This window comes from Roseinatronobacter sp. S2 (assembly GCF_029581395.1).
In the GTDB taxonomy this organism is placed as follows: domain Bacteria; phylum Pseudomonadota; class Alphaproteobacteria; order Rhodobacterales; family Rhodobacteraceae; genus Roseinatronobacter.
On sequence record NZ_CP121113.1, the window covers coordinates 299,388 to 324,604 of the forward strand.

Below are 25,217 nucleotides of genomic sequence, written 5' to 3' on the forward strand. Positions count from 1 at the left end.
TGGTTCTGCATTGCTAGGGGCCGCGCGGTTCACATGCCCTTCTATGGAAGCCAGCGCGTTCCGACAACCCCGGCAGCATTAGTGCAACATGACGATTTCTTTAGCGGCCGTCAAAACGGGTCGCATCAGATGGAACGAGGCGGAGACAGAATGCTGGGTTTGGGCGCGATTTCGAAAAAGGTTTTCGGCACTGCAAATGACCGCAAGGTCAAAGCAGCCCGCCCGATTGTTGCAGCAATCAACGCATTGGAGCCAGAGTTTCAGGCCCTGTCCGATGAAGGGCTTGTTGCCAAGACCGAAGAACTGAAAGCCCGCGTCGCAAACGGCGAGTCGCTGGACGCCATTCTGCCCGAAGCCTTCGCCAACTGCCGCGAAGGGGCACGCCGCGCACTGGGGCTGCGGGCTTTTGACGTGCAGTTGATCGGGGGCATGTTCCTGCATCAGGGCAATATCGCCGAAATGAAAACCGGCGAGGGCAAGACCCTTGTGGCCACGCTTCCTGCCTATCTGAACGCACTGACAGGCAACGGCGTGCATGTCGTAACCGTCAACGACTATCTGGCCAGACGCGATTCCGAATGGATGGGCAAGGTGTTTGAACGTCTTGGTATGCGGTGCGGCGTCGTCTATTCCCAACAGCCCGATGCCGAAAAGAAAGCCGCCTACGCCGCCGATGTGACCTATGCCACCAATAACGAGCTGGGCTTTGACTATTTGCGCGACAACATGCGCATGCGTCTGGACGACATGAACCAGCGCGGCCATGCCTTCGCCATCGTCGACGAGGTGGACAGCATCTTGATTGATGAGGCCCGCACGCCGCTTATCATTTCCGGCCCGGCGGAAGACAAAAGTGATCTGTATGTCCAGGTCGACAAGCTGATTCCGAATCTGGCCGCCGAGCATTTCACCATCGACGAAAAAATCCGCAATGCGACCCTGACCGAGGACGGCAACGAGTTTATCGAGGAACAGTTGCGCGAAGCGGGCCTGCTGACCGAAGAACAATCCCTTTACGACCCTGAATCAACATCGCTTGTGCATCATGTCAATCAGGGCCTGCGCGCGCATAAACTGTTCCACAAGGATCAGAACTACATTGTCCGCGACGGGCAGGTTGTGCTGATCGACGAATTTACAGGGCGCATGATGGCAGGGCGCCGCCTGTCCGAAGGCCTGCATCAGGCGATCGAGGCCAAGGAAGGCGTTGCCATCCAGCCCGAAAACGTAACTTACGCTTCGGTCACGTTCCAGAATTACTTCCGCATGTATAAAAAACTGGCGGGCATGACGGGCACGGCATCCACCGAAGCATCGGAATTCCGCGAAATTTATGATCTTGGCGTGGTCGAAATCCCGACCAACCTGCCAATCTCGCGTCTGGATGAACATGATCAGGTGTATCGCACATCGCAAGAAAAGCTGGATGGTGTGCTGTCGGAAATCCGCACCGCGCATGAAAAGGGCCAGCCCATCCTTGTGGGCACCACATCTATCGAGAAATCCGAAGAATTATCCGCCCTGCTGACGAAGGCAGACATCACGCATAATGTCCTGAACGCACGCCAGCACGAACAGGAAGCGCAGATCGTGGCCGATGCAGGCCGCTTTGGCGCGGTGACCATCGCCACAAACATGGCCGGTCGCGGCACCGATATTCAGTTGGGCGGCAATGTCGACATGCAGGTGATGCAGGCGCTGGACGCGGACGCGGACGCGGATGCCGACCCCGCCGAATTGCGCGCCCGCATCGAGGCCGAAGTCGCGGAAGAAAAGGCAAAGGTCATCACGGCAGGCGGCCTGTTCGTTCTGGCCACCGAACGCCACGAAAGCCGCCGCATCGACAACCAGCTGCGCGGCCGTTCCGGGCGGCAGGGTGACCCTGGGCGTTCTGTATTCTTCCTGTCGCTGGAAGATGACCTTATGCGCATTTTCGGGTCTGAGCGGCTGGAAAAAGTGCTGTCCACCCTTGGCATGAAAGAAGGCGAGGCCATTGTTCACCCATGGGTCAACAAATCGCTGGAGAAGGCACAGGCCAAGGTCGAGGCCCGCAATTTTGACATTCGCAAGGAATTGCTGAAATATGACAACGTGATGAACGAACAGCGCCGCGTTGTATTTGAGCAGCGCCGCGACATCATGGAAGCGGATGATCTGTCCGAAATCATAGAAGATATGCGCCATCAGGTGGTCGATGACCTGATCGACACACATATGCCGCACAATTCCTATGCAGAACAATGGGATATGGACGCGCTGAATACCGCCGTGCGCGACAAATTGGGTCTGGACCTGCCTGTTGTGGAATGGGGCGAGGAAGATGGCGTCGATCAGGACGTGGTGCGTGAACGGCTTTGCGAAGCGTCTGATACGCTGATGGAACAGAAGCAGGAGCAGTTCGGGTCTGATACGCTGCGCAATCTGGAAAAGCAGATCCTGCTGGAAACCATTGACCGCAAGTGGCGCGAACATCTGATGACGCTGGATCATTTGCGGTCTGCCGTGCGCTTCCGTGGATATGCCCAGAAAGACCCGCTGAACGAATACAAGGCCGAAGGGTTCCTGCTGTTTGAAGCGATGCTGAATTCGCTGCGCGAAGATGTGTCGGCCTATCTGTCGCGCATCCGTCCGCTGTCAGAAGAAGAACAGAAGTCGATGTTGCAGCGTATGGCCCTGCAACAGCATAATGCACAGGTTGCCGCAGAAAACGCAGGCGAAGCGCCCGCACCCATTGTTGACGGGTTTGACGAAGCCGACCCCGCGACATGGGGCAACCCCGGTCGCAATGATCTATGCCCTTGCGGGTCCGGCAAGAAGTTCAAGCATTGCCACGGGCGGCTGGCCTGATCTGCCCATAAGGCACAGCCCGCGCAACGCGCCCTGTCAAAATGGCCAGTCCCGGCCCGACCAGCCCCGTCAACACGGGGCTGTTTGCATCCAACCCCCCCGTATAAGTGCCAAAGGCGGGCAATATCAGATGATCCCTGCCCACCAGAAACGCTGCATATCCGCGCCCTGCCAGTTTGAATTTGGGGTGGAAATGGCCTGAAATATCGGGGGCCCCGTGCGGGGCGGCCTGATGGCGCAGGGCAATGCCCGCAAGCGTGACGTCCGGCGCACCATGGGCCGGATCGTGATTGCCGCTGATGGACACCAGTTGCGTCATGTCCTGCAATCGCTGCCAGTGCGGCCCAGCCGTCACGTCCCCCGCCGCATCATCATCATCGAATGTATCGCCCAGCAAGATGGTTTGCGCGGCCCCGGTTGCGCCCACGTCCTGCGCCAGCCGGTGCAGGGTGTCTTGCGCATCAAACGGGGGCAGCAGGCCGCCCCCTCGCCGCGCCATGCGTGCCGATTTTCCCAGATGCAGGTCTGCCACGATCAATGCGTTTTGCGCGGGCCACCATAGCGCGCCTGTGGGGCGCGCAATGAATCGGGCGTGTGCGAATGTGACGTCATACCCGTTCATGCCAGCCCCGCATCAGCCAGCATGCGCGCGGCTTCTTCATCCAGCAGGCGTTCATGACCCAGCCCGCGAATGGGCACACGCCCTGCCTCCAGCATCAGGGGCGCGGCAAGGGGCGTCACGCGCGCGCATGTGGTATGCACAATCTGCGGGCGGTCGCGCAGCATCTGTTCAATACGGCCGAAATCCACCAGCCCATGCGCCGCCTGATCGCGGGTAATGCGCAGCAGCAGATGGTCGGGGTCGTATTTGCGCAAGGTGTCATACAGGATATCGCTGGAAAATGTGGCCTGTTTGCCGGTTTTCCGTTTGCCGGGTAAGTTGCGCTGGATCAGACCCGCAATCGTGGCCACCGCGCGGAAACTGCGCTTCATCACGGCATTTTCGGCCAGCCAGTCGGCCAGACCGTCGCGCAAACCATGCGGGTCCAGCAAGGGCGCGGGGTCTGTCACCGGGTCCAGCGACCAGACCAGAACCGCATAATCAGTGGCCACAAACCCCAAAGGGCCAAGGCCCGCCCCTTCCATCCGGCGCGTCAGCAACAGGCCCAGCGTTTGATGCGCATTGTAGCCCGCAAACCCATACAGACAAAAATACGCCCGCCCCCCGCGCGAATAGGTTTCGCAAGTCAGCGTTCCGGGTTTGGGCAGTTGCGATATATCCGCCTGAAGACGCAGCCATTGCGCCGTGATTTGCGGCAGCGCACCCCATTGCGCCGGATCGCCAATCAGGGCCAGCACACGGTCGCTAAGCAGGGTGGATGTGGACATCTTCAACCCGCCGAAAACTGCAATCTTGGGCTGTCGGGCGGGTTGCGGGGTCACTTCGACCACCATATCGCGCAGCGTGTCATAGCGCACTGTCTGCCCGCCAATCAGAAATGTGTCGCCGGGTGTCAGGCTGGCGGCAAAACCCTCGTCCACCTCGCCCAACGGCATGCCGCCGCGCCCCTTGCGGCGCACTTTCAGCGTTTCGGGCGTGGTGATGGTGCCTATGTTCATGCGAATGTCGCGCGCCACGCGCGGGTCGCGCAACTGCCACAGCCCGCCGCGCAGAACCAGCCTTTGCCACCGGTCATAGGCCCGCAACGCATAACCACCCGTGGCGCAAAATTCCACGCAGGCATCGAATGCAGCGCGCGTCACAGCCGCATAGGGACCGGCGCGCGTGATTTCATGGAACAGGGTATCTGGACAAAACGGCCCCGCACAGGCCATCAGCAGAAGATGCTGGCACAGAACATCAAGCCCGCCTGCGGGGCGCGCATCGCCGTCCAGCTTGCCTTGCGCTACGGCTTGCAGGGCGGCCACGCATTCCAGCACCTCGAACCGGTTGGTAGGCACGATCCGCGCGCGTGATGGCGTGTTATACTGGTGATTTGCCCGCCCGATACGCTGGACCAGCCGTTTGACATTCTTGGGCGCACCCACCTGCAACACCAGATCGACATCGCCCCAGTCAATGCCCAGATCCAGACTGCCGGTGCAGACCATGGCGCGCAACTGTCCGGCGGCCATGGCCGCTTCGGCACGCGCGCGCACATCGCGCGACAGGCTGGAATGGTGCAGCCCGATGGCCAGGTTGGTGTCATTCACGGCCCACAGCGCCTGATAGAACAATTCCGCCTGCGCGCGGGTGTTGATGAACACCAGTGTCATGCGCGCATTTTCAATCGCGCGCATCACATCGCGCGCGGCATAATGCCCGCCTGCGCCCGACCATGGCGGGGGTGCGGTGACCGGCAGCATGGCAATATCAGGCGCGGGGCCGGGGTCCGCGTGCAAAACCTGCGCACCACCCATGAACGCGGCCAACGCCGGCGGGTTTTCCACTGTTGCCGACAGGCCCGTGACCGTCAGCGCAGGCGCAAGGCTGCGCAAACGCGACAACCCCAGCATAAGCTGGTCGCCGCGCTTGGATTCGGCCAATGCGTGGATTTCGTCAATCACGACACGGCGCAGCGTGCCAAAAATGCGCGGCGCTTCCGGATAGGACAGCATCAGCGCCAGCGATTCCGGTGTGGTCAGCAAAATATGCGGCGGGTCAACACGCTGGCGCGCGCGGGTCGTGGCGGTGGTGTCGCCGGTGCGGTCCTCAACGCGGATATCAAGCCCCAGCCCCGCGACGGGCCGCGCCAGATTGCGCGCAATGTCATGGGTCAGCGCCTTGAGCGGCGACACATACAGCGTGTGCAACCCCGTATAGGGCTGGCGCAAATCGCATAGGCTGCGCAAAAAACCGGCCAAGGTCTTGCCCCCGCCGGTGGGCGCAATCAGCAACGTGTCGCAATCTGTGCCCGCCAGCGCAATCTGGTGGGGGTGGGGCTGCCAGCCCTGGGCGGCAAACCAGTCCTGAACAGCGGGCGGCAATGTCATTTCGGCAGCAGTTCTTGCAGGGTTTCAAGCGTGTCCGCTTGTGCTGCGGGTTTGTCATCGCGGATGCGACTGATCCGCGGAAAGCGCATGGCCACACCGGATTTGTGGCGCGGCGACCGGTTCAACCCTTCAAACGCAACCTCGACCACCTTCAGTGGTTTGACCGCGCGCACAGGGCCGAAGCGGTCGGTTGTGTTGTCGCGCACGAAGCGGTCCAGCGCCTTCAGTTCCGCGTCGGTGAACCCGAAATACGCCTTGCCGACAGGCACCAGAACATCCCCGTCCCACACCCCGAAGGTAAAATCCGAATAATAGCCCGACCGCTTGCCATGCCCGCGCTGCGCATACAGCAACACGGCGTCAATCACGAACGGATCGCGTTTCCATTTGAACCAATGCCCTTTGGCGCGGCCCGCGATATAGGGGCTGGCGCGGCGCTTAATCATCACCCCTTCGATCACCGGATCGGGCGGGTTGGCGCGCAGGGCGGCCAGATCGTCCCATGTCGTGAAATCCAGCCTTGGCGAGTGGTCAATCTGCGCGGGCAGCGCGGGGGTGGCCGCGTCCAGCACCGCACGGCGCGCATCATAGGGTCGGGCGCGCATGTCCTGCCCCTGCCAGACCAGCACATCATAGACGCGCAATCCGGCAGGGTGGCTGCGCAGCATGGCGGCGCTGACGGTCTTGCGGTTCAGGCGTTGCTGCAACTCCCCGAACGGGGCCACTGTGTCACCGCGCCGGACCAGCAATTCCCCGTCAAGCACCCCGTCAAATTCCAGCAGGGCCAGCACATCGGGAAACGCGTTTGATATATCTTCGCCGGTGCGGGAATACAGACGCCGCGTGCCACGGTCACTGACCGCCTGCACACGAATGCCGTCCCATTTCCATTCCGCCGCAAAATCGGCAGGGGACTGGGCCGCCATGGCGCCTGCATCCCATGCGGTTGACAGCATGACGGGGCGAAAGGGGGCGTAGGCCGCGGATTCAGGCTTCGCGCCACCCTGCGCCCATGCGAACAGGTCCAGATAGGGGGGCGTCAGGCCGTGCCATATCTCCTCGACCTCGGTCAGGGGCAGGTTGGCCCATTTGGCAAATGCCGTGCGCGCCAGCCGCGCCGACACCCCAACCCGCAAGCCCCCTGTCGCCAGTTTCAGGCACGCATAGCGTTGTGACGGGCCAAGATTGTCCAGCAGCGCCACAATCACATCCCCAAGGCGCGCTTTGGGTGTGTCGCGCAACTGCCCCACCACATCGGCCAATGACGGGTTCTCTTGGCCGTCCACAGGCCAGATCAGCGCTAGGGTTTCCGCCAGATCACCCACGAAATCATAGCTTAGGGCAAAAAGTTCGGCATCGACCCTGCCTGACACCAACCCGCGCAACAGGGACGGGCGCACCTGCCGCAGATCCAGATCACCGGTCAGGGCGGCCAGTGCAAGCCCGCGTTCGGGGTCGGGCTGGGTGGCGAACCAGTCGGCCAGCACCCGTTCCTTGCCCGACCGCTGCGGGGTAAAGGCCAGCTGTTCCAGCAGCCGCGCGAATGCCGCAAGACCGCCTGTCATTCTGCCTCGTCCTCATAACCTATCAGGCGCAGGGGGTGGGCCGCGCGCCCGTTCAGGCTGCACCAGCGCATGACCGCGTCTTCGCGCCCATGGGTGACCCAGACCTGCGCGGGGTCCAGTTCGGTGATGGTGCGCGTCAGGTCGGGCCAGTCCACATGGTCGGAAATGACCAGCGGCAATTCAACACCGCGCTGGCGGGCGCGGGCGCGCACCTGCATCCAGCCCGATGCAAAGCAAATGACCGGATCGGGAAAACGCTGCGCCCATGTGGCCGCAAAGGCAGATGGCGGCGCAAGCACGATCGCGCCCGCGAAATCCGGCTTGCGCCCGCGTTCAAGGGTGGCAGGCCGCAAATCCCCCAGCGCCACGCCTTGGGCCATGTGATAATCGCACAGTTTTTGCAACGCACCGTGAATATGGATCGGCCCGTCATAGCCTGCCTGCCGCAACAACATGATAATACGCTGCGCCTTGCCCAGCGCATAAGCCCCAATCAGATGCGCGCGGTCAGGTTGCGCACGCACAGATGCCAGCAGTTTGGCGATTTCACCCAACGGGTCGGGATGGCGGAACACTGGCAGGCCGAATGTCGCTTCGGTCACGAAGATATCGCAGGGCACGGGTTCAAACGGCGCGCAAGCGGGGTTTGGCACGCGGCTGTAATCGCCCGACACAACAATGCGCCCCTGCGCCCCCGTGACCGCAATTTGCGCCGATCCCAGCACATGGCCAGCAGGGTGAAAGCTGACTGTCACATCACCAATACGCACCGGCCCATCATAAGGCTGGCGGCTTTGGGTGAATTCCGCGCCATAGCGCAGCGCCATGATATCCAGTGTCTGCGCCGTGGCCATCACGGCCCCATGGCCCGCGCGGGCGTGGTCGGCATGGCCATGGGTGACAAGCGCACGCGCCACAGGGCGCACAGGGTCAATAAAGAACCCGCCCGCCGGACAAAACAGTCCTTCAGGTTTTGGAACCAGAATAGGGTCCATTCACCCCCCTGCATTTCATGACAGGGCCCGCCCCTGCACAACCGCAAAATGTGGCAGGGGCGCAGAAAATCAAGCCGTGATCACGCGTCCTGTATGACCTTGGCCGCATCACGGGCCAGCGCTTCGCGCGTCGCGCTGCGGCGATACCACAGCATCACTGCGGTGGAACTCAGCACAATGAACAGCGAATACAGCACCGGAATAAGCAGCACCGCCTGTTGCTGCGCCGCCGCGAAACTAAGCGTGATGACCAGCACCGCCAGCGGGCCGTTCTGAATGCCCGTTTCCAGACTGATGGTGCGGGCGCGGTTGGTATCCTGCCCCAACCCCCGCGCAACCCAATAGCCAAACAACATGCCAATCAGGCCAATGCCGATGGTTGCTGCATAAATCGGCGCGGGCGTGTCCAGCAGCAACTGGTAATTGCGCGGCACCCAACTGATGATCAGGAACAAGATCACCACCACCCCCATGAAAGACCCGATCAATTCCACGGTCGCGCCCACATTCGGGTTCATCCGCCGCAAGATCATGCCCAGCATGGTGGGCACCAGCAACACGGCCAGAATTTGCGCCACATTGCCCGGCGGGATAACATAATCCGCCCCCACACCCGCAAGCCCGCCGTAAAACGACAGCAGAACCGGCACCATGACCACAGCCGCAAGCGTGGACACGGTAGTCATCATAATGGACAGGGCCAGCACGCCCTTGCTGAAATAGGCAAATATATTCGATGTTGTGCCGCCCGGCATACAGGCAATCAGCAACAGCCCCACGACCAGCGCAGGCGGCAGGCCCAGCAACACCGCCAGCAGGAACCCCAGAAAGGGCATAACCGCAAACTGGCTAAGCAGACCTACCATAATGCCCTTGGGCTTGCGAAAGGCGATCAGAAAATCGCGCGGTGTCATGCTGGCCCCCATGCCCAGCATAATCACCATCATCATGATACCCAGTAGCGTGGTTTCCAGTTCTGTCAGCATGGCGTCAGACCTTTCCAGCGAATTCGGCGCGCACTTCGGCCTTCAGGTCCTTGCGCAGGATTTTCCCGATAGGGGATTTCGGCAGGTCATCGCGGATAATCACGCTTTTGGGCACCTTGTAGGCGGCGAGATATTTGCGGCAATGCGCAATCACATCCTGCTTGGTCAATTCATCCGGCTGGTCGGGGTTGCGCACGACATAGGCGCGCACCGCCTCGCCCGATTTTGCGTCTGGTGTGCCGACAACAGCGGCTTCCAGCACTGTGGGCAGTTTGGCCAGACAATCCTCGACCTCATTGGGGTAGACATTGAAGCCCGACACAAGAACCATGTCTTTCTTGCGATCCACGATGCGCAGATAGCCGTCTTCGTCCATCGTGGCCACGTCACCGGTGAACAGCCAGCCATTCTGCACCGTCTTGGCCGTATCATCAGGGCGGTTCCAGTATCCCAGCATGATTTGCGGTCCCTTGACCAGCAATTCGCCGGGTTGTCCGTCCTCTACAGGGTCGGCATTGTCATCGACCAGCGCAACGTCCGTTCCCGGAACCGGCACCCCGATAGAGCCAGCGCGCATGGGTTGTTCCAGCGGATTGAATGTCACCAGAGGCGCAGATTCGGTCAGCCCGTATCCTTCGGCCACGCGGGTGCCGGTGATCTTTTGCCAGCGTTCAGCCACGGCGCCATGCAGGGCCGTGCCGCCCGCGATGGCTGCGGTCAGGGTTTTCGGCGGATAGGCCGCGAACCATTCTTCATTCATCAGCCCGTTGAACAACGTATTGACGCCGGTAATCCATGTCACAGGGTAATTTTCCAGCGCCCGCTGGATATTCTGCACAGGGCGCGGCGAAGGCACCAGAATATTGCGCGCCCCAAGTGCAAAGAACGTCATCAGATTGGCCGTAAAGGCAAAGATATGATAGACAGGCAACGCAGTGAGCACGCAATCCTTGCCCGTCATATGATGCGACCCCATGGCGCGCACCTGTTCCAGATTGGCCAGAATATTGCCATGGCTAAGCATTGCGCCCTTGGCCACACCTGTTGTGCCGCCGGTATATTGCAACAAGGCGAGATCATTGGGTTTCAATACATCCCAATCGGTGACTTTGGGATGCGCGCGCCCCTTGCGCAGCGCATCGCGGATGCGCAGGACCGGCACACCCAGTTTGGGCACGGGCGGCAGGCTGCGTGTCCAGACTTTCTGGACGCCGCGAATTATGAATTCCGGCACGCGCGGGAAAAATTCGGGCACACCTGCCAGCACAACATGACGAATGCCGGTCTGCGGAATCACTTCGGCCAGTTTATCGGTAAACATGTCGCTGATGACCAGAACCTCGACCCCGGCATCATTGAACTGATGTGTCATCTCGGATGCGGTATAAAGCGGGTTGGTATTGACCAGAACGCAGCCCGCCTTGAACGCACCAAAGGCCGCCACCGGATAGGCCAGCCCGTTGGGCAGTTGCACCGCCACCCGCGCGCCCCGTTTCAAACCGCATTCATGGCGCAGGAAACTGGCAAATTCGTCCGACAGCTTGCCCACTTGCGCGAATGTGTGGGTGCCGCTCATGCCATTTGGCACAACACAGGTGAAGGCTTTTTTGCTGGCGAATTTCGTGCAGGCATCCTGCACCAGTTCAGCCAGATTGGCATAGGGCGACGGGGCAAGCATGGGCGATATGTCGCTGCCATATGCCGCCAGCCATGGACGGTCTGGTGCGGTGTTGTTCAAGGTATCCTCCCTCACCCGCGTTTTCGATACAGGCGTTAGGTCAACATTCCCCACTATAGCAATGCAAACAAGCCCTGACGTTCAGTCGACGCGGGGGCATTTTGAAAAAAACCTTGCGTCACTTCACCGCAAGCCCGGCTTCCGGGCACGTTCAAGGGGCTACCACATGGTCGTGCGTGCGCGTTCCGGCCATTCGCGGTCATATTCGGTACCGTCAATTTCACCGCGCGCCAGCTCGGACAGAATGTCACCCATGCTGGGAAGATCATGTGACTGATCACCATCCAGCCACAAACGCGCGCGTATTATGGCACGCGCACATTGAAAATAAATTGCAGACACCCGAAATTCGATGACCGAACGGGGCTGCTTGCCTTGCCGTTCAAAACTGGCAAGCAGGGATGCATCCGCCGTCAAATGCGCGCAACCATTCACGCGGATGACATTCTGCGCGCCTGCCACCACAAACATCAGGGATGCGCGGCCATCCGTGACGATATTGCGCAAACTGTCGATGCGGTTATTGCCGTGCCAGTCCGGCAACAGTAGCGTGCGCTCATCCTGAATACGCACCACGGCGGCATCATCGCCGCGCGGGCTTGCATCGACCCCATCCGGCCCCACGGTCGACAGGACACAAAAACGCGCGCGCGTGATCCATGCGCGATAGGCAGGCGTGATCTTGTCCGCAACTTTCAACAGGCTGGCGGGGGCGGGCTGCCCGTAATGGCGTTCCAGTTCTGCGATCGACTGCATATATTCCATATCTTACCCCTTGTTCTGCGTCTCTGCCATCAATCTGTCGGAATGCTGTTCGATCACCGCTTCCATCTGGACCAGAAATTCGCGCGGCGGCAGGCCCGCTGAAATGGGTGGCAGAAATTCCACCACCGCCAGACCGGGTTTGCGATACAGGCTGTGTTTTGGCCAGAACATGCCCACATTCGTGGCAACCGGCACGCATTCCCCGCGCATCTGGTCATACAGAACCGCCGTGCCCACCTTGTAGGGCACTTTTGCACCCGGCGCGACGCGGGTTCCCTGCGGATAGATGATCAGCTGCCCCGCTTCTTCCTGCCCTGCCGCGACACGTTTCATCATGTCCTTGATCGCAGACCCGCGCTTGCCGCGATCAACGGGCACACAACCGATACGCATGGCATACCAGCCCAGCAGCGGTGCCCATTTCAACTGTTTCTTCATCACAAAGCGCGGGCGCGGCAATGCCCCGAATATCAGGATAATGTCAAAAAACGACTGATGCTTGGCCGCGACCAGAACAGCGCCATCGGGCACAGTGCCACGAATTTCGGAACGCAGTCCCGCAATCCATGCAGCGGACCAGCGCACATAATGGCAAAAGCTGTGGCACGCCCGCAGCGCCATATCCCGCCGCACCAGCGCAAGGGGCGCGAATGCGACCGCCAGAACCAGCATTGCAACATACATCTGCGCAATGAAAATCACAGACCGGACCCATTGGACCGCATAGCGCATCAGGTAACTCCTTTCAGAACGCCAAAGGCCGTTGCCTTGGCAGAAGCCCAGGCCAGAATAGCCGTCACGACAGGCAGGGACACCGGCAGCAACCAGCCCATGCCCTGAAACCCCAACCCCGACAGGACACTGCTGCCAGTTGCGGGATCAGGCAGCAACAGCATTGCAATGGCCCCCAGCGCGGCCCCTGCGGCCGCACCCAAGGTGGCGCGCAGGGTCATGCGCCGGACAAACGCCTGCGCGATGAACCGGTCCTGCGCCCCCACCAGCCGCAGCACGCGGATCACCTGCGCATTTGACGCAAGCGACGCGCTGGACGCCAGCATGACAATCGCCGCCATCACCGACCCGATCAGCACAAGCGACAGGTTCGCCAACTGGCGCAACCGCGCAGCCCCTTCGGCCAGCGGCCTGCGCCAGCGCGTGTGATCATCATAAACCGCACCCGGCGCTTCGGCAGACAGCCGCAGGCGCAAACCCTGCCTGTCCGGCCCGCCCGGGGTTTCGGTCACATCTAACAGGCGCGGCAAGGGCAGCGCATCCAGCGGCAGATCGGGACCAAGCCACGCTTCCAGCAGGCCCGCCTGTTCCTCATCCGTCATTTCGCGGGCGTCAGCAATGCCGGGGGTGGTGCGCAACACTTCCATCACAATGGCGGTTTGTTCCACCATTTCTTCGGGCGGGGCAGATATGCGCACAGTCGCAGTCTGGGCCAATGCCGTCTGCCAGTTCTGCGCCAGCCGCGCCGCCGAAACCGACAACGCCAGCGCAAACACCGCCAGAAAGGCCATTGCACCCGCACTTAAACCGACCAGCCAGACGCCCCGCCCGCTGCGTGGCACCACAAGGCGGGACACCTGATAGCGGTTCATAAATCCGCACCGGCTGTCTGCACCTCGCCGCGCGCGATGCGCAAGACCCGCGCAGACACTTGCGTTTTCACAAAGCGGATCAGGTTCATGTCATGCGTTGCAATCAAAACCGCTGTGCCCATGCGATTCAACTCCACCATCAGGGACACCAGACGCTGGGACATGTCCCAATCCAGATTGCCCGTCGGTTCATCCGCCAGCAATACCTCGGGCGAGGCAATGATGGCGCGCGCAAGTGCCGTGCGCTGCCGTTCCCCCCCAGACAAGGTGGGCGGCAGCGCGCGGGCCTGCCCTGCCAGCCCGACCCAGCCCAGCAGGTCTGCAAGATTGTCCTGCGACACGGTGCGCCCTGTCGCACTTAAGGGAAGCGCCACATTCTGCTCGACAGTCAGATGGTCCAGAAACTGGCAATCCTGATGCACAATTCCAATCCTTTGGCGGGTGCGGGCCAGATCGTCGCGCGACATTGTGTTCATGTCCTGCCCCAACAGGGCGACACTGCCAGATGTGGGGCGCAGTTCACCATAACAAAGTTTCAGAAACGTGCTTTTGCCCGCCCCCGAAGGGCCGGTCAGAAAATGGAAGCTGCCTTTTTCCAAAGTTATGGTCGCGTTGCGGAATAATGGCCCGCCACCATAGTCATGGGCAACATCCTGAAATGCGATCATAGTGCACCCATCCTTGTCTTCTACACTGCACGCGCCGTCACAAACATCATCGCTGGTGCCATTCCGGTCATTTCTGTTGTCCGGTCAGGCCAGCAATACCTTGGAACACGCCTGATCGCTTGCTACAATAGATGACGAACAGCGCCAATCCTGCATTTCGCAAGGCGAAGGATCTATTGATGCGTATCACCTGTCCAAGTTGCCTTGCGCAATACGAAATCGAACCAGACCTGCTGCCCGCAGAAGGGCGAGAGGTGCAGTGCTCGGCGTGCAGCCATATCTGGTTTCAGCATCCGGCCAGCGCGACAGCCCCACCGGCACCCCCCGACCCCGCTGAACGCGCACCCGATGCGCAGGACCGGACCCCGGACGACGACGCCGAAAGCACCGAAGCCCCTGCAACGGAAGAAAGCGCCGCAACCCCTGCACCCGAAGACACAGAACGTGCTGATACGGCACCAAAACCCAAATCGCGCAGACTGGACCCGTCTGTTGCCGATGTCCTGCGCGAAGAAGCGCAGTTCGAAGCAAGCCAGCGCCAGCGCGAAGCAGAAGGCCTGCAATCCCAACCCGACCTTGGCTTGCTGGGGGGGGCACCGTGGCCGTCGGCAGGGGCTGATACATCATCGGACGACGATACTGTGTCCACGCCGCATTCATCTGCTGGCACACAATCCGCATTTCCCGACATTGATGATATCAGCGCCACGCTGGAACCCGCAGGCGAGGCCCGCAATCGCGGTGATTTCCAGCTTCCCCAGACCACGCAGGCACGGCAACGCAGCTTTTGGCGCGGTTTCATCGTGCCGCCCGTTCTGGCGGCGCTAATGGTCGGGCTGTATGTCGTGGCCCCGCAACTGGTGGACGTGCTGCCCGCATCTGCCCCTGTCGTGCAGGGCTATGTTGGCGCGATCGATACGGCCCGCGACGGGTTGCACAGTATTCTGGCACGGTTTTGACGGGCCAGCCCTGATACGCCAGATCAGTTTCCGCCGAAAATAGACCCCAGTATCCCGCGAATGGTGTCATCCAGTGATGACGCAGGGCCGCGCGCAGGTTCGGGGGCCGCGCGGAAATTCTGGTCGGCGGGTTCATCCATGACGGGGCGCTGCGGCTCCAGCATCGGCAGATCGCGTGCGGGCATGCCCTGATGCACGCGTGTCATGACTTCGCGCCAGATTTCGGCCGGAAGCCCCCCGCCGGTTACGCCCGTCAGCGGCGAATTGTCGTCATACCCCATCCAGACCCCGGTGACATAATCCGCTGTGAAGCCGATGAACCACGCGTCACGAAAGGACTGCGTTGTGCCCGTTTTACCAGCGGCCTGCCGGTCGGGCAGGCGCGCACGGGTCCCTGTGCCATCTTCCAGAACACGGCTCATCATCCATGTCAGCAGTTGCGCCGAATGCTCGGTGATAACACGGTCACTGATTCCGGTATTGGCCCCGAACAGGGGCGTTGATTCCCCCATAAGGGTCAGATCGTGAATGCCAAACGGGCGTACGGCACTGCCACCGTTCAGAATACCCGCATAGGCAGCAGTCATTTCCAACAACGTGGATTCCGATGCCCCAAGGGCCAGCGCCGGACCTTCGGCCAGTTCACTGCGCAGCCCGAACTGATTGGCGACAGCGCGCACCTGATCACGCCCCATAGCTTCAGATATGCGCACCGCAGGGGTGTTCAGTGACTTGGCCAACGCTTCGGCCAAGGTGACAAACCCGTGAAAATCGCCGGTGTAGTTTCGCGGCGACCATGGGCCGGACCCCGGAATATTGATGGTAAGCGGCGCATCTTCGACAATATCGAACGGCTCAAACCCGTTTTCCAGCGCGGCTGCATACAGGAACGGCTTGAACGCCGAACCGGTCTGCCGCATCGCCTGTGTTGCGCGGTTAAACCCGCCAACGGACGGGTTACGCCCGCCGACCATGGCGCGCACGGCCCCGTCTGCGGACATGACAACCACGGCCACTTCGGCCTCGGACCCTTCGCGGACACGGTTTTCAAACACATCGGTGACAGCATCCTCTGCGGCGGCTTGCAGGCGCGCATCAAAGGTGGTGCGCATCAGCACATCTTCCGTTGTGTCACGCGTCAGATAGGCAGGACCACTTTGCATAAGCCAGTCGGCAAAATGGATGCCACGACGCGCTTCGGCAGAATCCGACAAGGTTGCGGGATAGGACCGCGCCTCTGCCAGTTCGTAATCGGTCAAAAGCCCCTGTTCATGCATCAGGTTGATCACGACATTGGCCCGCGCCTGTGCGCGCGTCAGGTTGCGGGTGGGCGCATAATAGGATGGCGCAACCAGAAGACCGGCCAGCATCGCGGCCTCGGAGGGGCCGACCTCATTTGCAGAACGCCCGAAATAGCGCTGCGCTGCCGCTTCAAAACCGCGCGACCCCGCCCCCAGAAAAGCGCGGTTCATGTAGATTGTCAGAATGTCATCTTTTGAAAGTTTGGCTTCCAGCGCGAAAGCATAGGGCAATTCCCTGATCTTGCGCCAGACAGTGCCACGACGGCAATCAGCTTCATAGGCCGCTTCTGATTCCCATTCATCAGGATCAAAGGGCACACCAAGACACAGAAGTTTTGCAACCTGCTGCGTGATGGTGGAACCGCCCGCACCCGAAAACGCACTGCGCCCTGACGACATGTTCGACCGGATCGCGCCAGCAATACCGCGCGGGGACACGCCAAAGTGCCAGTAAAAGCGCCTGTCTTCTGTCGCTATGATGGCATTCTTCAGATAGGGCGACACGGTATCTGCGGTAATGGCCCCGCCAAATGATTCACCACGCCACGCAAAAACGGTGCCGTCGCGGTCCATCATGGTGACTGATCCGCGCGCACGCGCATCCAGCAAATCCGCAAGGGGTGGCATGTTGGCATAGAAGTAGAATGTGGCACCCGCCAGAATAAGCGCGACAACAGCCGTTGTGCGCCAGAACACACCCCAGACCACGCGCCAGATGAACCGGAACAACCCCCCGAAAAAGCGGGTTATAAAATTGCCCGACGATGCCCGCGCGCGTGCCGGCTTCGACCCGCGCGCGGGCTTGGACGTGGCTCCTGTGCCTTTGGACCGCGGCGCAGGTTTTGCGCCCCGCTTATCCGCGACCAGATTTCCGCGCTTATTTCCCGCACCACCCATTCCAACCAACCTGCTCAACCCAAACACATTACAATTCCATCTTGGCATACTGCCAATTTTGTCGCCCTTTTGCCATTGCACATGGCATCTGACCAGCACCTTCGTAACAAAGTGTTGCGGTGCTTGCGTCAAGTCACGATTCAGTTTTGCCTATTATTTGTGCATCGATGCTATTTTGTGCATTTTTTTTCGGTTTTCGTGAACTCTGGCCTGCTACCGCGCCGCAAATGATTGAGGCCCTACCCCCTTTCCGCGCTGATTGTGCCTGAGGCCCGAGGGGGTCCCTGCAGTAGTGGAAAGGGGAACGTACCGTGAAATACATCATAGCGGCAATAAAACCGTTCAAGCTGGAAGAGGTGCGCGAAGCGCTTACCTCGATCGGCGTGCGCGGAATGATGGTCACCGAAATCAAAGGCTTCGGCGCACAATCAGGTCACACAGAAATCTATCGTGGCGCTGAATATGCCGTGAATTTCGTGCCGAAACTGAAACTGGAAATCGCTGTGTCCGACGGCATGGCCGATCAGGTCGTGGAAACGCTGCAAAAAACGGCACGCACCGACAAAATCGGCGATGGCAAGATTTTCGTGCTGGATCTGGCGGCAGCAACACGCGTGCGCACCGGTGAAACCGGCGATGACGCACTTTGAAACGCGGAAACTCTGGGAAAAGACCAAAAGGACAAATGCAGATGCAACTTAAAAAACTCATACCCCTTGTGGCCGCGGCGGCGCTGCTGCCCAGTCTGGGCTTCGCGCAGGAAGCCGCTGAAGCTGCAGAAGCCGTCGCAGAAACCGGCATGGATTCAGTTGAACGCCTGAACATGGAAATGGTGTTCATCATGAACTCGCTGCTGTTTCTGGTTGGCGGTTTTCTGGTGTTCTTCATGGCTGCCGGCTTTTGTATGCTGGAAACCGGCCTTGTGCGTTCCAAGAACGCCACAATGCAGCTTATCAAAAACGTAGCCCTGTTTTCGGTTGCGACCGTTGCCTATTTCGTCGTCGGGTTTAACCTGATGTACCCGCTGGGCGATTGGGTTGTCGAAGGCTGGCTGGGTGGCATTGCGCCAACCGTGCTGGAACCTGTCGGCGTCGCATTCGAGGATCTGGATGATGTTGAATATGCCTCCATCGGGTCTGACTTCATCTTCCAGCTGATGTTCTGTGCAGCCGTTGCATCGATCGTATCAGGTGCCGTGGCCGAACGCATCAAACTGTGGCCTTTCCTTGGCTTTGTCGTCGTCCTGACCGGCATCATCTATCCCATTCAGGCCAGCTGGAGCTGGGGCGAAGGCTTCCTGGACGAGTTGGGCTTCCTTGACTTTGCCGGGTCTTCCATCGTGCATGGCGCCGGTGGCTGGGCTGCATTGGCCGGGGTTATCGTTCTGGGCGCACGCACAGGCAAATATGGCAAGGATGGCCGCGTAACGGTTATGGCCGGTTCGAACCTGCCGCTGGCCACGCTGGGCATGTTCATCCTGTGGCTGGGTTGGTTCGGCTTTAATGGCGCGTCGCAACTTGCCATGGGCACTGTCAGCGATGTTGCAGATGTCAGCCGTATCTTCGCAAACACCAACACGGCCGCTGCCGGTGGTGCGATTGCCGCGCTGATCCTGTCAAAGTTCCTGTATACCAAGCCTGATCTTACGATGGTTCTGAACGGCGCGCTGGCTGGTCTGGTGTCGATCACCGCAGAACCCCTGACACCGGGTCTGGGTGCCGCAACGCTGATCGGCGCTGTTGGCGGTGTGATCGTTGTTCTGACCGTTCCGCTGCTGGACAAGCTGAAGCTGGATGATGTCGTAGGCGCAATTCCGGTTCACCTGTTCGCAGGTATCTGGGGCACGCTGGCGGTTGTTCTGACCAACCCTGATGCAACCATCTCGGCGCAGATCATCGGGATCGTGGCAATCGGTGCCTTCATGTTCATCGCATCGCTGATTGTGTGGCTGATCCTAAAAGCCATCGTGGGTATCCGCGTCAGTGACGAGGACCAGATCACCGGTCTGGACACAACCGAACTGGGCATGGAAGCCTATCCTGAATTCAGCAAAGGCTAAGCTGAAACACCCTTGAACACCAAAAGGCCCGGTCACTGGATCGGGCCTTTTTCTATGTGAAACGGGCCTGAAGCACGCAACCGAATGCACATAGAATCGCGCTGGGCACAGGCCATACTGATCAAGGGGAATGGTGGGCGATAACGGATTTGAACCGCTGACATCTTCGATGTGAACGAAGCGCTCTACCACTGAGCTAATCGCCCCCTGCGCGGTTCATTACCCGCAAGACTGCATCTGCGCAAGAGGGGCAGACAACGAAACCCCATAGAAAAACCGCCCCCTTGGGGGCGGTTTTGTGGTTTCATGTCAGCGCGTCAATGTGCGGCGCGGGGCTTGTCATTCGATGACGGCGCCGCAATCCGCGCCAGACGCGCGGCTTCATCGGCCGCTTCATCCCATTCCACGGGGCTTGGCTGCGAGACAAGCGCATGCACCAACACATCACGCACATTCTCGACCGGAATGATTGTCAGCCCCTCTTTGACATTGTCGGGGATCTCACTCAGATCCTTGACGTTGTCCTGCGGGATAAGAACAGTCGTTATTCCACCGCGCAAGGCTGCCAGCAGCTTTTCCTTCAGCCCGCCGATGGCCAGCACGTTGCCGCGCAAGGTCACTTCGCCGGTCATGGCAATATCGCGGCGCACCGGAATTTGCGTCAGCACCGACACAATAGATGTCACCATCGCAACGCCGGCACTTGGCCCGTCTTTTGGCGTGGCACCTTCGGGGACGTGAACATGGATGTCCAGCGCGTCAAAACGTGGCGGTTTTACCCCGATATCAGGCGCGATCGAGCGCACGAAGGAATTTGCCGCATCGATGGATTCCTTCATCACATCGCCCAGCTTGCCAGTGGTTTTCATCCGGCCCTTGCCCGGCAGGCGCAGCGCTTCGATTTGCAGCAGATCGCCGCCCACCTGCGTCCATGCAAGGCCGGTGACAACGCCGATCTGGTCTTCTTTTTCGGCCAGACCAAAGCGGAACCGCGACACACCCAGAAAATCCGACAGGTTGTCCCGCGCGACGATCACCTTGTCGGTTTCCTTCTTGATGATCTTGGTCACCGCCTTGCGCGCAATCTTGTTCAGTTCACGTTCAAGGTTCCGCACGCCCGCTTCGCGCGTGTAGCGGCGGATGATTTCGGTGATGGCCCCGTCAGAAATCGTCATTTCCCCGCGGCGCAAACCATGGTTCTTGACGGATTTGGGCAGCAGGTGGTGCCGCGCGATTTCCAGCTTCTCATCCTCGGTGTAGCCGGACAGAGGAATAACCTCCATCCGGTCCAGAAGCGGGCCGGGCATGTTGTAGGTGTTGGCCGTGGTCAGGAACATGACATTGGACAGGTCATATTCGACTTCCAGATAATGATCCACAAAGGTAGAATTTTGTTCAGGATCCAGAACCTCCAGCATGGCGCTGGCAGGGTCGCCGCGGAAATCCTGCCCCATCTTGTCAATCTCATCCAGCAGGATCAGCGGGTTCGTGGTCTTGGCCTTTTTCAGCGCCTGAATGATCTTGCCCGGCATGGACCCGATATAGGTGCGCCGGTGGCCGCGAATTTCAGATTCGTCGCGCACGCCACCCAGCGAGATGCGGATGAATTCGCGCCCTGTTGCCTTCGCAACCGACCGGCCAAGGCTGGTTTTGCCCACACCCGGCGGGCCGACAAGGCACATGATCGGGCCTTTCAGCTTGGCTGAACGCGCCTGAACAGCCAGGTATTCGACAATGCGTTCCTTGACCTTGTCCAGACTGTAGTGATCCTGATCCAGCACTTCCTGCGCGCGGCCAAGATCTTTCTTGACGCGGCTTTTGGTGCCCCACGGAATGGCCAGCATCCAGTCCAGATAGTTGCGCACCACGGTCGCTTCTGCGGACATGGGCGACATGTTCTTCAGCTTCTTGACTTCGGCCTCGGCCTTGGTGCGGGCTTCCTTGGACAATTTGGTGGCCGCGATGCGCTGCTCCAGTTCGGCCACTTCATTCTGGCCATCTTCGCCATCGCCCAGTTCCTTCTGAATGGCCTTCATCTGCTCATTCAGGTAATATTCACGCTGGGTGCGTTCCATCTGGCTTTTCACGCGGGTCTTGATCTTGCGTTCCACCTGAAGGACCGACAGTTCCCCCTGCATCAGCCCGTAAATTTCTTCCAGTCGGGCAGCAATATCCTGCTTTTCCAGAAGGTCTTGTTTCTGCTCAACACTTGCACCCAGATGGCCTGCGGCCAGATCTGCCAGCGTTGCAGAGTCCGTGGCTTCGGCAATGGCGGTCTGCGCTTCATCAGGGATGTTCTTGCGAACCTTGGCATAGCGTTCGAATTCACCCTGAACCGAACGCATCAGCGCTTTCGTTGTGGCCGTATCACCGGGTTTATCCGGCACCGGCTGCACCATGGCTTCAAAATAGGCATCATTGTCCAGAAACTCTGAAATGCGCACACGCGCCCGCCCTTCGACCAGCACCTTCACTGTGCCATCGGGCAGTTTCAGCAATTGCAGGACATTGGCCAGCACACCGATGCGGTAAATGTCATCACTGCCCGGATCTTCCTGCGTGTGATCTTTTTGCGAGACAAGCAGGATCTGCTTGTCATCCGCCATCACAGCTTCCAGTGCGCGCACGGATTTTTCTCGCCCCACGAACAGGGGAACAATCATATGGGGAAACACCACCATGTCACGCAGCGGCAAAACCGGGAAACTGCTGAATTCACTCATGACCAAGTCCTTTGTTCTGGCGGCGCCAACGGCACCTACAACGCACAAATAAGGGTCTGCGTCGGGGTGTTTCAACCTACCGCCTGAAAAATTCCATCACAATCGGAATACTGCCGGAAAAAGGTCATTTCTGGACAGGCATCTGACAATGCCGTGTCAAACCGGAAATAAAGGCAGACAATAAGGAAACGGGGCCGCGCATAGATCGCGGCCCCACTCACCCATATGCCCTTCACAGCACCGGAAGAAGAAGGCCGGCCATCCTGACCCGCCCTTTGATCAAAGCAGTCATGCCCGCCAATTACAAGCGAACAAAACCTAAAACTTGAATCACCGCGCTCAGCTGTAAACAGCTTCCTTGCCGAAATGCCTGACCAGCAAATAATAGACAACCGCGCGGTATTTGTTCCGTTCTGACCGGCCATATTGTTCAATGACAGCATCAATCGCGGTGTTCAGCTCTGGCCCGTCCGGCAGACCGAGCTTCTTGATCAAAAAGCCCCTGCGCACAGTATCAAGTTCGTGTTGCTGGGTGGCCGCAACCGTGCTGGCATCTGCATTATAGATGGATGGGCCACATCCTATCGTCACCTTACGCAATAGGTCCATATCGGGGCCTACCCCGCATTTTTCTTTTAAATCAGAAGCATAGCGTTCAATCAATTCATCCCTGCGTCCCATGGCATCACTCCATTAACTTGCACAATTACACTTTTTCTGCGCGACCCTCTCGCAGGCGTGAAGAGTGTAAGAAAACCCGCGCAAAACCAAGATAAATTTGCACAAGCGCCTGAAATGCCGCAATCGCGTTACAGCATGCGCAACAATTGCGGGGTTGGCCAACCATCTGCGGGCAGGCCAAGCTGCGCCTGTATATCCTGCACTGCAACACGCGTATTCGCGCCAAGAATGCCGTCAATACCGCCCACATCGAACCCGCGCTGTGCCAGTTTTTGCTGCAACTGGCGCATCTGATCCTGATTCAGCCCCTGTTCGGGATTGCCCGCCTGATAGACAGGCGCCCCCATCAGGCGCGTGGCAAAATAGGCGGCTGTGGTGATGTAGATAAAGCTTTGGTTCCATTCAAACAGCGTGTTGAAATTCGGGAACACCATGAACGCCGGCCCGCGATGGCCCTGCGGCAGGATGACAGACGCGCGCATATTCCCGGCTGGCAGGCTGCCATGCGTGGGGCGCACGCCCAGTTGTTGCCACTGGCTGACGGTCAGTTCGGTGCGCAGCCCTGTCTGTGTCAGGTCCAGCCCGCCTGGCAGGGCGACTTCATGCATCCATGGCTCGTTCGCGCGCCAGCCCTTGGCGCGCAGCATGGACGCGGCCGACAGGATCGAATCGGGGACGGAGTTTTGCAGGTCAATCCGCCCGTCACCGTCACCATCGACCGCATGATTTATGATGTCAGACGGCAATTTCTGCACCATGCCGATTTCACCAGCCCACGCGCCGCGCGTGCGCGCGGGGTCCAGCATGCCACGGCGATACATTTCAATCGCAGAAAACACCTGCGGGCGGAACAATTCGGGGCGACGGCAATCATGCGACAGCGTCACCAGCGCGTTGACCGTGTTGAAATCGCCCTGAACCGCGCCGAAATCAGTTTCAAACGCCCAGAACGCCAGCAGGATGCCCGGTTGAACACCATAGGTCTGTTGCGCCGCGCGAAAAATATTCGCGTGACGGTCGGCATTGGCCCGCCCCGCATTCATCCGGTTTTGCGAAATCAACGCGCGCGAGAAATCCAGAAACGGGCGTTGAAAAATGCCCTGCCGCCGGTCCGCATTCAGAACAGATTGTTCATGCCGGACATTGGCAAAGAAATTTTCAATCAACGCGCGGTCAAAGCCGCGGGTCGCCGCCTCTGATTTCAGGCCCTGAACAAATGATCCGAAATTGCCACCGCAACTTTGCGCCTGTGCCGTTGAGCCCAAACCAAAACTAAGAACTGCCGCCAGAACCGGAAGAAAACGCATACCACCCCCTAAAAAATTTGTCCCACGTTAGCGCAGGACAAATCTTATGGGAATCGCTTTTGTGTGAACAGCGCGGATGTGCCTGATCAAAGCGTGGCACGACCATGGGGTGCGTTGAAATCAAGGTCCGGATTGATGGGAATAATCCGGTTCGGGTTTATCGTATCGTGACTGTAATGGTAATGCCGCACGATATGGGCAAAATTCACGGTTTCACCCACGCCCGCATGCTGGAACAGATCGCGCGTATAGGCCCACAATGCGGGGTAATCCACAATCCGGCGGCGATTGCATTTGAAATGCAGGTGATACACGCTGTCAAACCGCACCAATGTGGTGAAAAGCCGCCAGTCGGCTTCGGTCAGGGTATCGCCCATCAGGTAGCGCTGCCCGGTCAGGCGGTCCTCCAGCCAGTCAAGGGACTGGAACAGCGGAACCACCGCTTCATCATAGGCGGCCTGCGTTGTGGCAAAGCCGGATTTGTAAACGCCATTGTTCACCGTGTCATAGATACGGTCGTTCACCGCATCAATATCGGCCCGCAGCGCTTCGGGGTAGTAATCGTCACTATTGCCGGTCAGCCCGTCAAAGGCTGAATTGAACATGCGGATAATTTCGGCAGACTCGTTTGACACGATTGTGCCGCGCTTTTTGTCCCACAGCACAGGCACAGTGACGCGGCCTGAAATCTTTGGATCGGCCTGTGTGTAGACATCGCGCATGAATTTATGCCCGAACAGCCGGTCGCCGGTTGCACCAGCAAAATCCTCTGCGAAGGTCCAGCCGTCATTCAGCATGTCGGGGTGAACCGCCGACACGTCAATCAGCCCGTCCAGCCCTTTCAGCTTGCGGAAAATCAGTGTGCGATGTGCCCATGGGCACGCATAGGACACATACAGATGATAGCGCCCCGCTTCGGCCTTGAACCCGCCTTCGCCAGACGGGCCTGCGCTGCCATCTGCTGTGACCCAGTTGCGAAACCGCGACGTGTCGCGTTTGAACGCGCCGCCGGTTTTGCTGGTGTCATACCATTCACTTGACCATTCGCCGTCAATCAATCGGCCCATATTAAACCCTCCATTTGCTTGAATGGACATATGGGTTGGGGCGGTGGTCGCGCAATCTGCA

General features: G+C 59.5%; 19 protein-coding genes and 1 tRNA gene. 4 read left to right on the top strand and 16 right to left on the bottom strand.

Going from position 1 to position 25,217, the window contains the following annotated elements:
• The first annotated feature begins 150 nt into the window (after positions 1–150).
• Entirely contained in the window at positions 151–2,847 is a 2,697-nt protein-coding gene (gene secA, locus P8S53_RS01390; RefSeq protein WP_306417853.1) for a preprotein translocase subunit SecA, read from the top strand.
• On the opposite strand, the gene pdeM is transcribed toward secA, so the two are convergent.
• From pdeM to P8S53_RS01440, 10 genes are all read right to left on the bottom strand, one after another.
• Entirely contained in the window at positions 2,819–3,469 is a 651-nt protein-coding gene (gene pdeM / locus P8S53_RS01395; protein WP_277805386.1) for a ligase-associated DNA damage response endonuclease PdeM, read from the bottom strand. The two genes, secA and pdeM, sit on opposite strands and share 29 nt — an antisense overlap.
• Positions 3,466–5,841, bottom strand: coding sequence for a ligase-associated DNA damage response DEXH box helicase (locus P8S53_RS01400; RefSeq protein WP_277805387.1), 2,376 nt, complete (start codon positions 5,839–5,841; stop codon positions 3,466–3,468). The genes pdeM and P8S53_RS01400 overlap by 4 nt, the downstream gene beginning before the upstream one ends.
• Positions 5,838–7,406, bottom strand: coding sequence for a cisplatin damage response ATP-dependent DNA ligase (locus P8S53_RS01405; protein WP_277805388.1), 1,569 nt, complete (start codon positions 7,404–7,406; stop codon positions 5,838–5,840). The genes P8S53_RS01400 and P8S53_RS01405 overlap by 4 nt, the downstream gene beginning before the upstream one ends.
• A complete protein-coding gene (locus P8S53_RS01410; protein WP_277805389.1) occupies positions 7,403–8,401 on the bottom strand; it encodes a ligase-associated DNA damage response exonuclease in 999 nt (332 codons plus the stop codon). The genes P8S53_RS01405 and P8S53_RS01410 overlap by 4 nt, the downstream gene beginning before the upstream one ends.
• 80 nt (positions 8,402–8,481) lie before the next feature.
• Entirely contained in the window at positions 8,482–9,387 is a 906-nt protein-coding gene (locus P8S53_RS01415; protein WP_277805390.1) for a bile acid:sodium symporter family protein, read from the bottom strand.
• 4 nt (positions 9,388–9,391) lie between these two features.
• A complete protein-coding gene (locus P8S53_RS01420; protein ID WP_277805391.1) occupies positions 9,392–11,125 on the bottom strand; it encodes an AMP-binding protein in 1,734 nt (577 codons plus the stop codon).
• Between the two features lie 159 nt (positions 11,126–11,284).
• On the bottom strand, positions 11,285–11,890 hold the full coding sequence (locus tag P8S53_RS01425; protein WP_277805392.1) for a pyridoxamine 5'-phosphate oxidase family protein: 606 nt from the start codon (positions 11,888–11,890) through the stop codon (positions 11,285–11,287).
• A 3-nt stretch (positions 11,891–11,893) separates the two neighbouring features.
• Positions 11,894–12,622 (bottom strand): 1-acyl-sn-glycerol-3-phosphate acyltransferase, encoded by a 729-nt coding sequence (locus P8S53_RS01430; protein WP_277805393.1) that lies wholly within the window; start codon positions 12,620–12,622, stop codon positions 11,894–11,896.
• Positions 12,622–13,494 carry an ABC transporter permease gene (locus P8S53_RS01435; RefSeq protein WP_277805394.1) on the bottom strand — a complete coding sequence of 291 codons (873 nt, stop codon included), beginning with the start codon at positions 13,492–13,494 and terminating at the stop codon, positions 12,622–12,624. The genes P8S53_RS01430 and P8S53_RS01435 overlap by 1 nt, the downstream gene beginning before the upstream one ends.
• Entirely contained in the window at positions 13,491–14,162 is a 672-nt protein-coding gene (locus P8S53_RS01440) for a cell division ATP-binding protein FtsE (RefSeq protein ID WP_277805395.1), read from the bottom strand. The genes P8S53_RS01435 and P8S53_RS01440 overlap by 4 nt, the downstream gene beginning before the upstream one ends.
• A 179-nt stretch (positions 14,163–14,341) precedes the next feature.
• Between P8S53_RS01440 and P8S53_RS01445 the strand changes: the two genes are divergently transcribed.
• Positions 14,342–15,121, top strand: coding sequence for a zinc-ribbon domain-containing protein (locus P8S53_RS01445; protein ID WP_277805396.1), 780 nt, complete (start codon positions 14,342–14,344; stop codon positions 15,119–15,121).
• Positions 15,122–15,144: 23 nt separating this feature from the next.
• Here P8S53_RS01445 and P8S53_RS01450 read toward each other — a convergent pair whose 3' ends face one another.
• On the bottom strand, positions 15,145–17,319 hold the full coding sequence (locus tag P8S53_RS01450) for a transglycosylase domain-containing protein (protein ID WP_277805397.1): 2,175 nt from the start codon (positions 17,317–17,319) through the stop codon (positions 15,145–15,147).
• Between the two features lie 311 nt (positions 17,320–17,630).
• Here P8S53_RS01450 and P8S53_RS01455 point away from each other — a divergent pair, with 311 nt between their 5' ends.
• Together P8S53_RS01455 and P8S53_RS01460 are read left to right on the top strand one after the other, a co-directional pair.
• The gene (locus tag P8S53_RS01455) at positions 17,631–17,969 is read left to right on the top strand and encodes a P-II family nitrogen regulator (protein ID WP_277805398.1); all 339 of its coding nucleotides are present in this window, start codon (positions 17,631–17,633) and stop codon (positions 17,967–17,969) included.
• Between the two features lie 41 nt (positions 17,970–18,010).
• Positions 18,011–19,378, top strand: coding sequence for an ammonium transporter (locus P8S53_RS01460; protein ID WP_306417818.1), 1,368 nt, complete (start codon positions 18,011–18,013; stop codon positions 19,376–19,378).
• Between the two features lie 131 nt (positions 19,379–19,509).
• Here the strand turns inward: P8S53_RS01460 and P8S53_RS01465 are convergent.
• The 5 genes from P8S53_RS01465 to P8S53_RS01485 all read right to left on the bottom strand — a co-directional run bounded on the left by P8S53_RS01465 (position 19,510) and on the right by P8S53_RS01485 (position 25,156).
• Positions 19,510–19,584 (bottom strand) — tRNA-Val (locus tag P8S53_RS01465).
• 111 nt (positions 19,585–19,695) lie between these two features.
• The gene (gene lon, locus P8S53_RS01470; RefSeq protein WP_277805399.1) at positions 19,696–22,101 is read right to left on the bottom strand and encodes an endopeptidase La; all 2,406 of its coding nucleotides are present in this window, start codon (positions 22,099–22,101) and stop codon (positions 19,696–19,698) included.
• Positions 22,102–22,440: 339 nt separating this feature from the next.
• Positions 22,441–22,782, bottom strand: coding sequence for a DUF2853 family protein (locus P8S53_RS01475; RefSeq protein ID WP_277805400.1), 342 nt, complete (start codon positions 22,780–22,782; stop codon positions 22,441–22,443).
• A gap of 128 nt (positions 22,783–22,910) precedes the next feature.
• Complete coding sequence (locus P8S53_RS01480; protein WP_277805401.1) at positions 22,911–24,089, bottom strand: lytic murein transglycosylase; 1,179 nt, start codon at positions 24,087–24,089, stop codon at positions 22,911–22,913.
• An 86-nt stretch (positions 24,090–24,175) separates the two neighbouring features.
• A complete protein-coding gene (locus P8S53_RS01485) occupies positions 24,176–25,156 on the bottom strand; it encodes a glutathione S-transferase family protein (RefSeq protein WP_277805402.1) in 981 nt (326 codons plus the stop codon).
• Positions 25,157–25,217 lie beyond the last annotated feature (61 nt).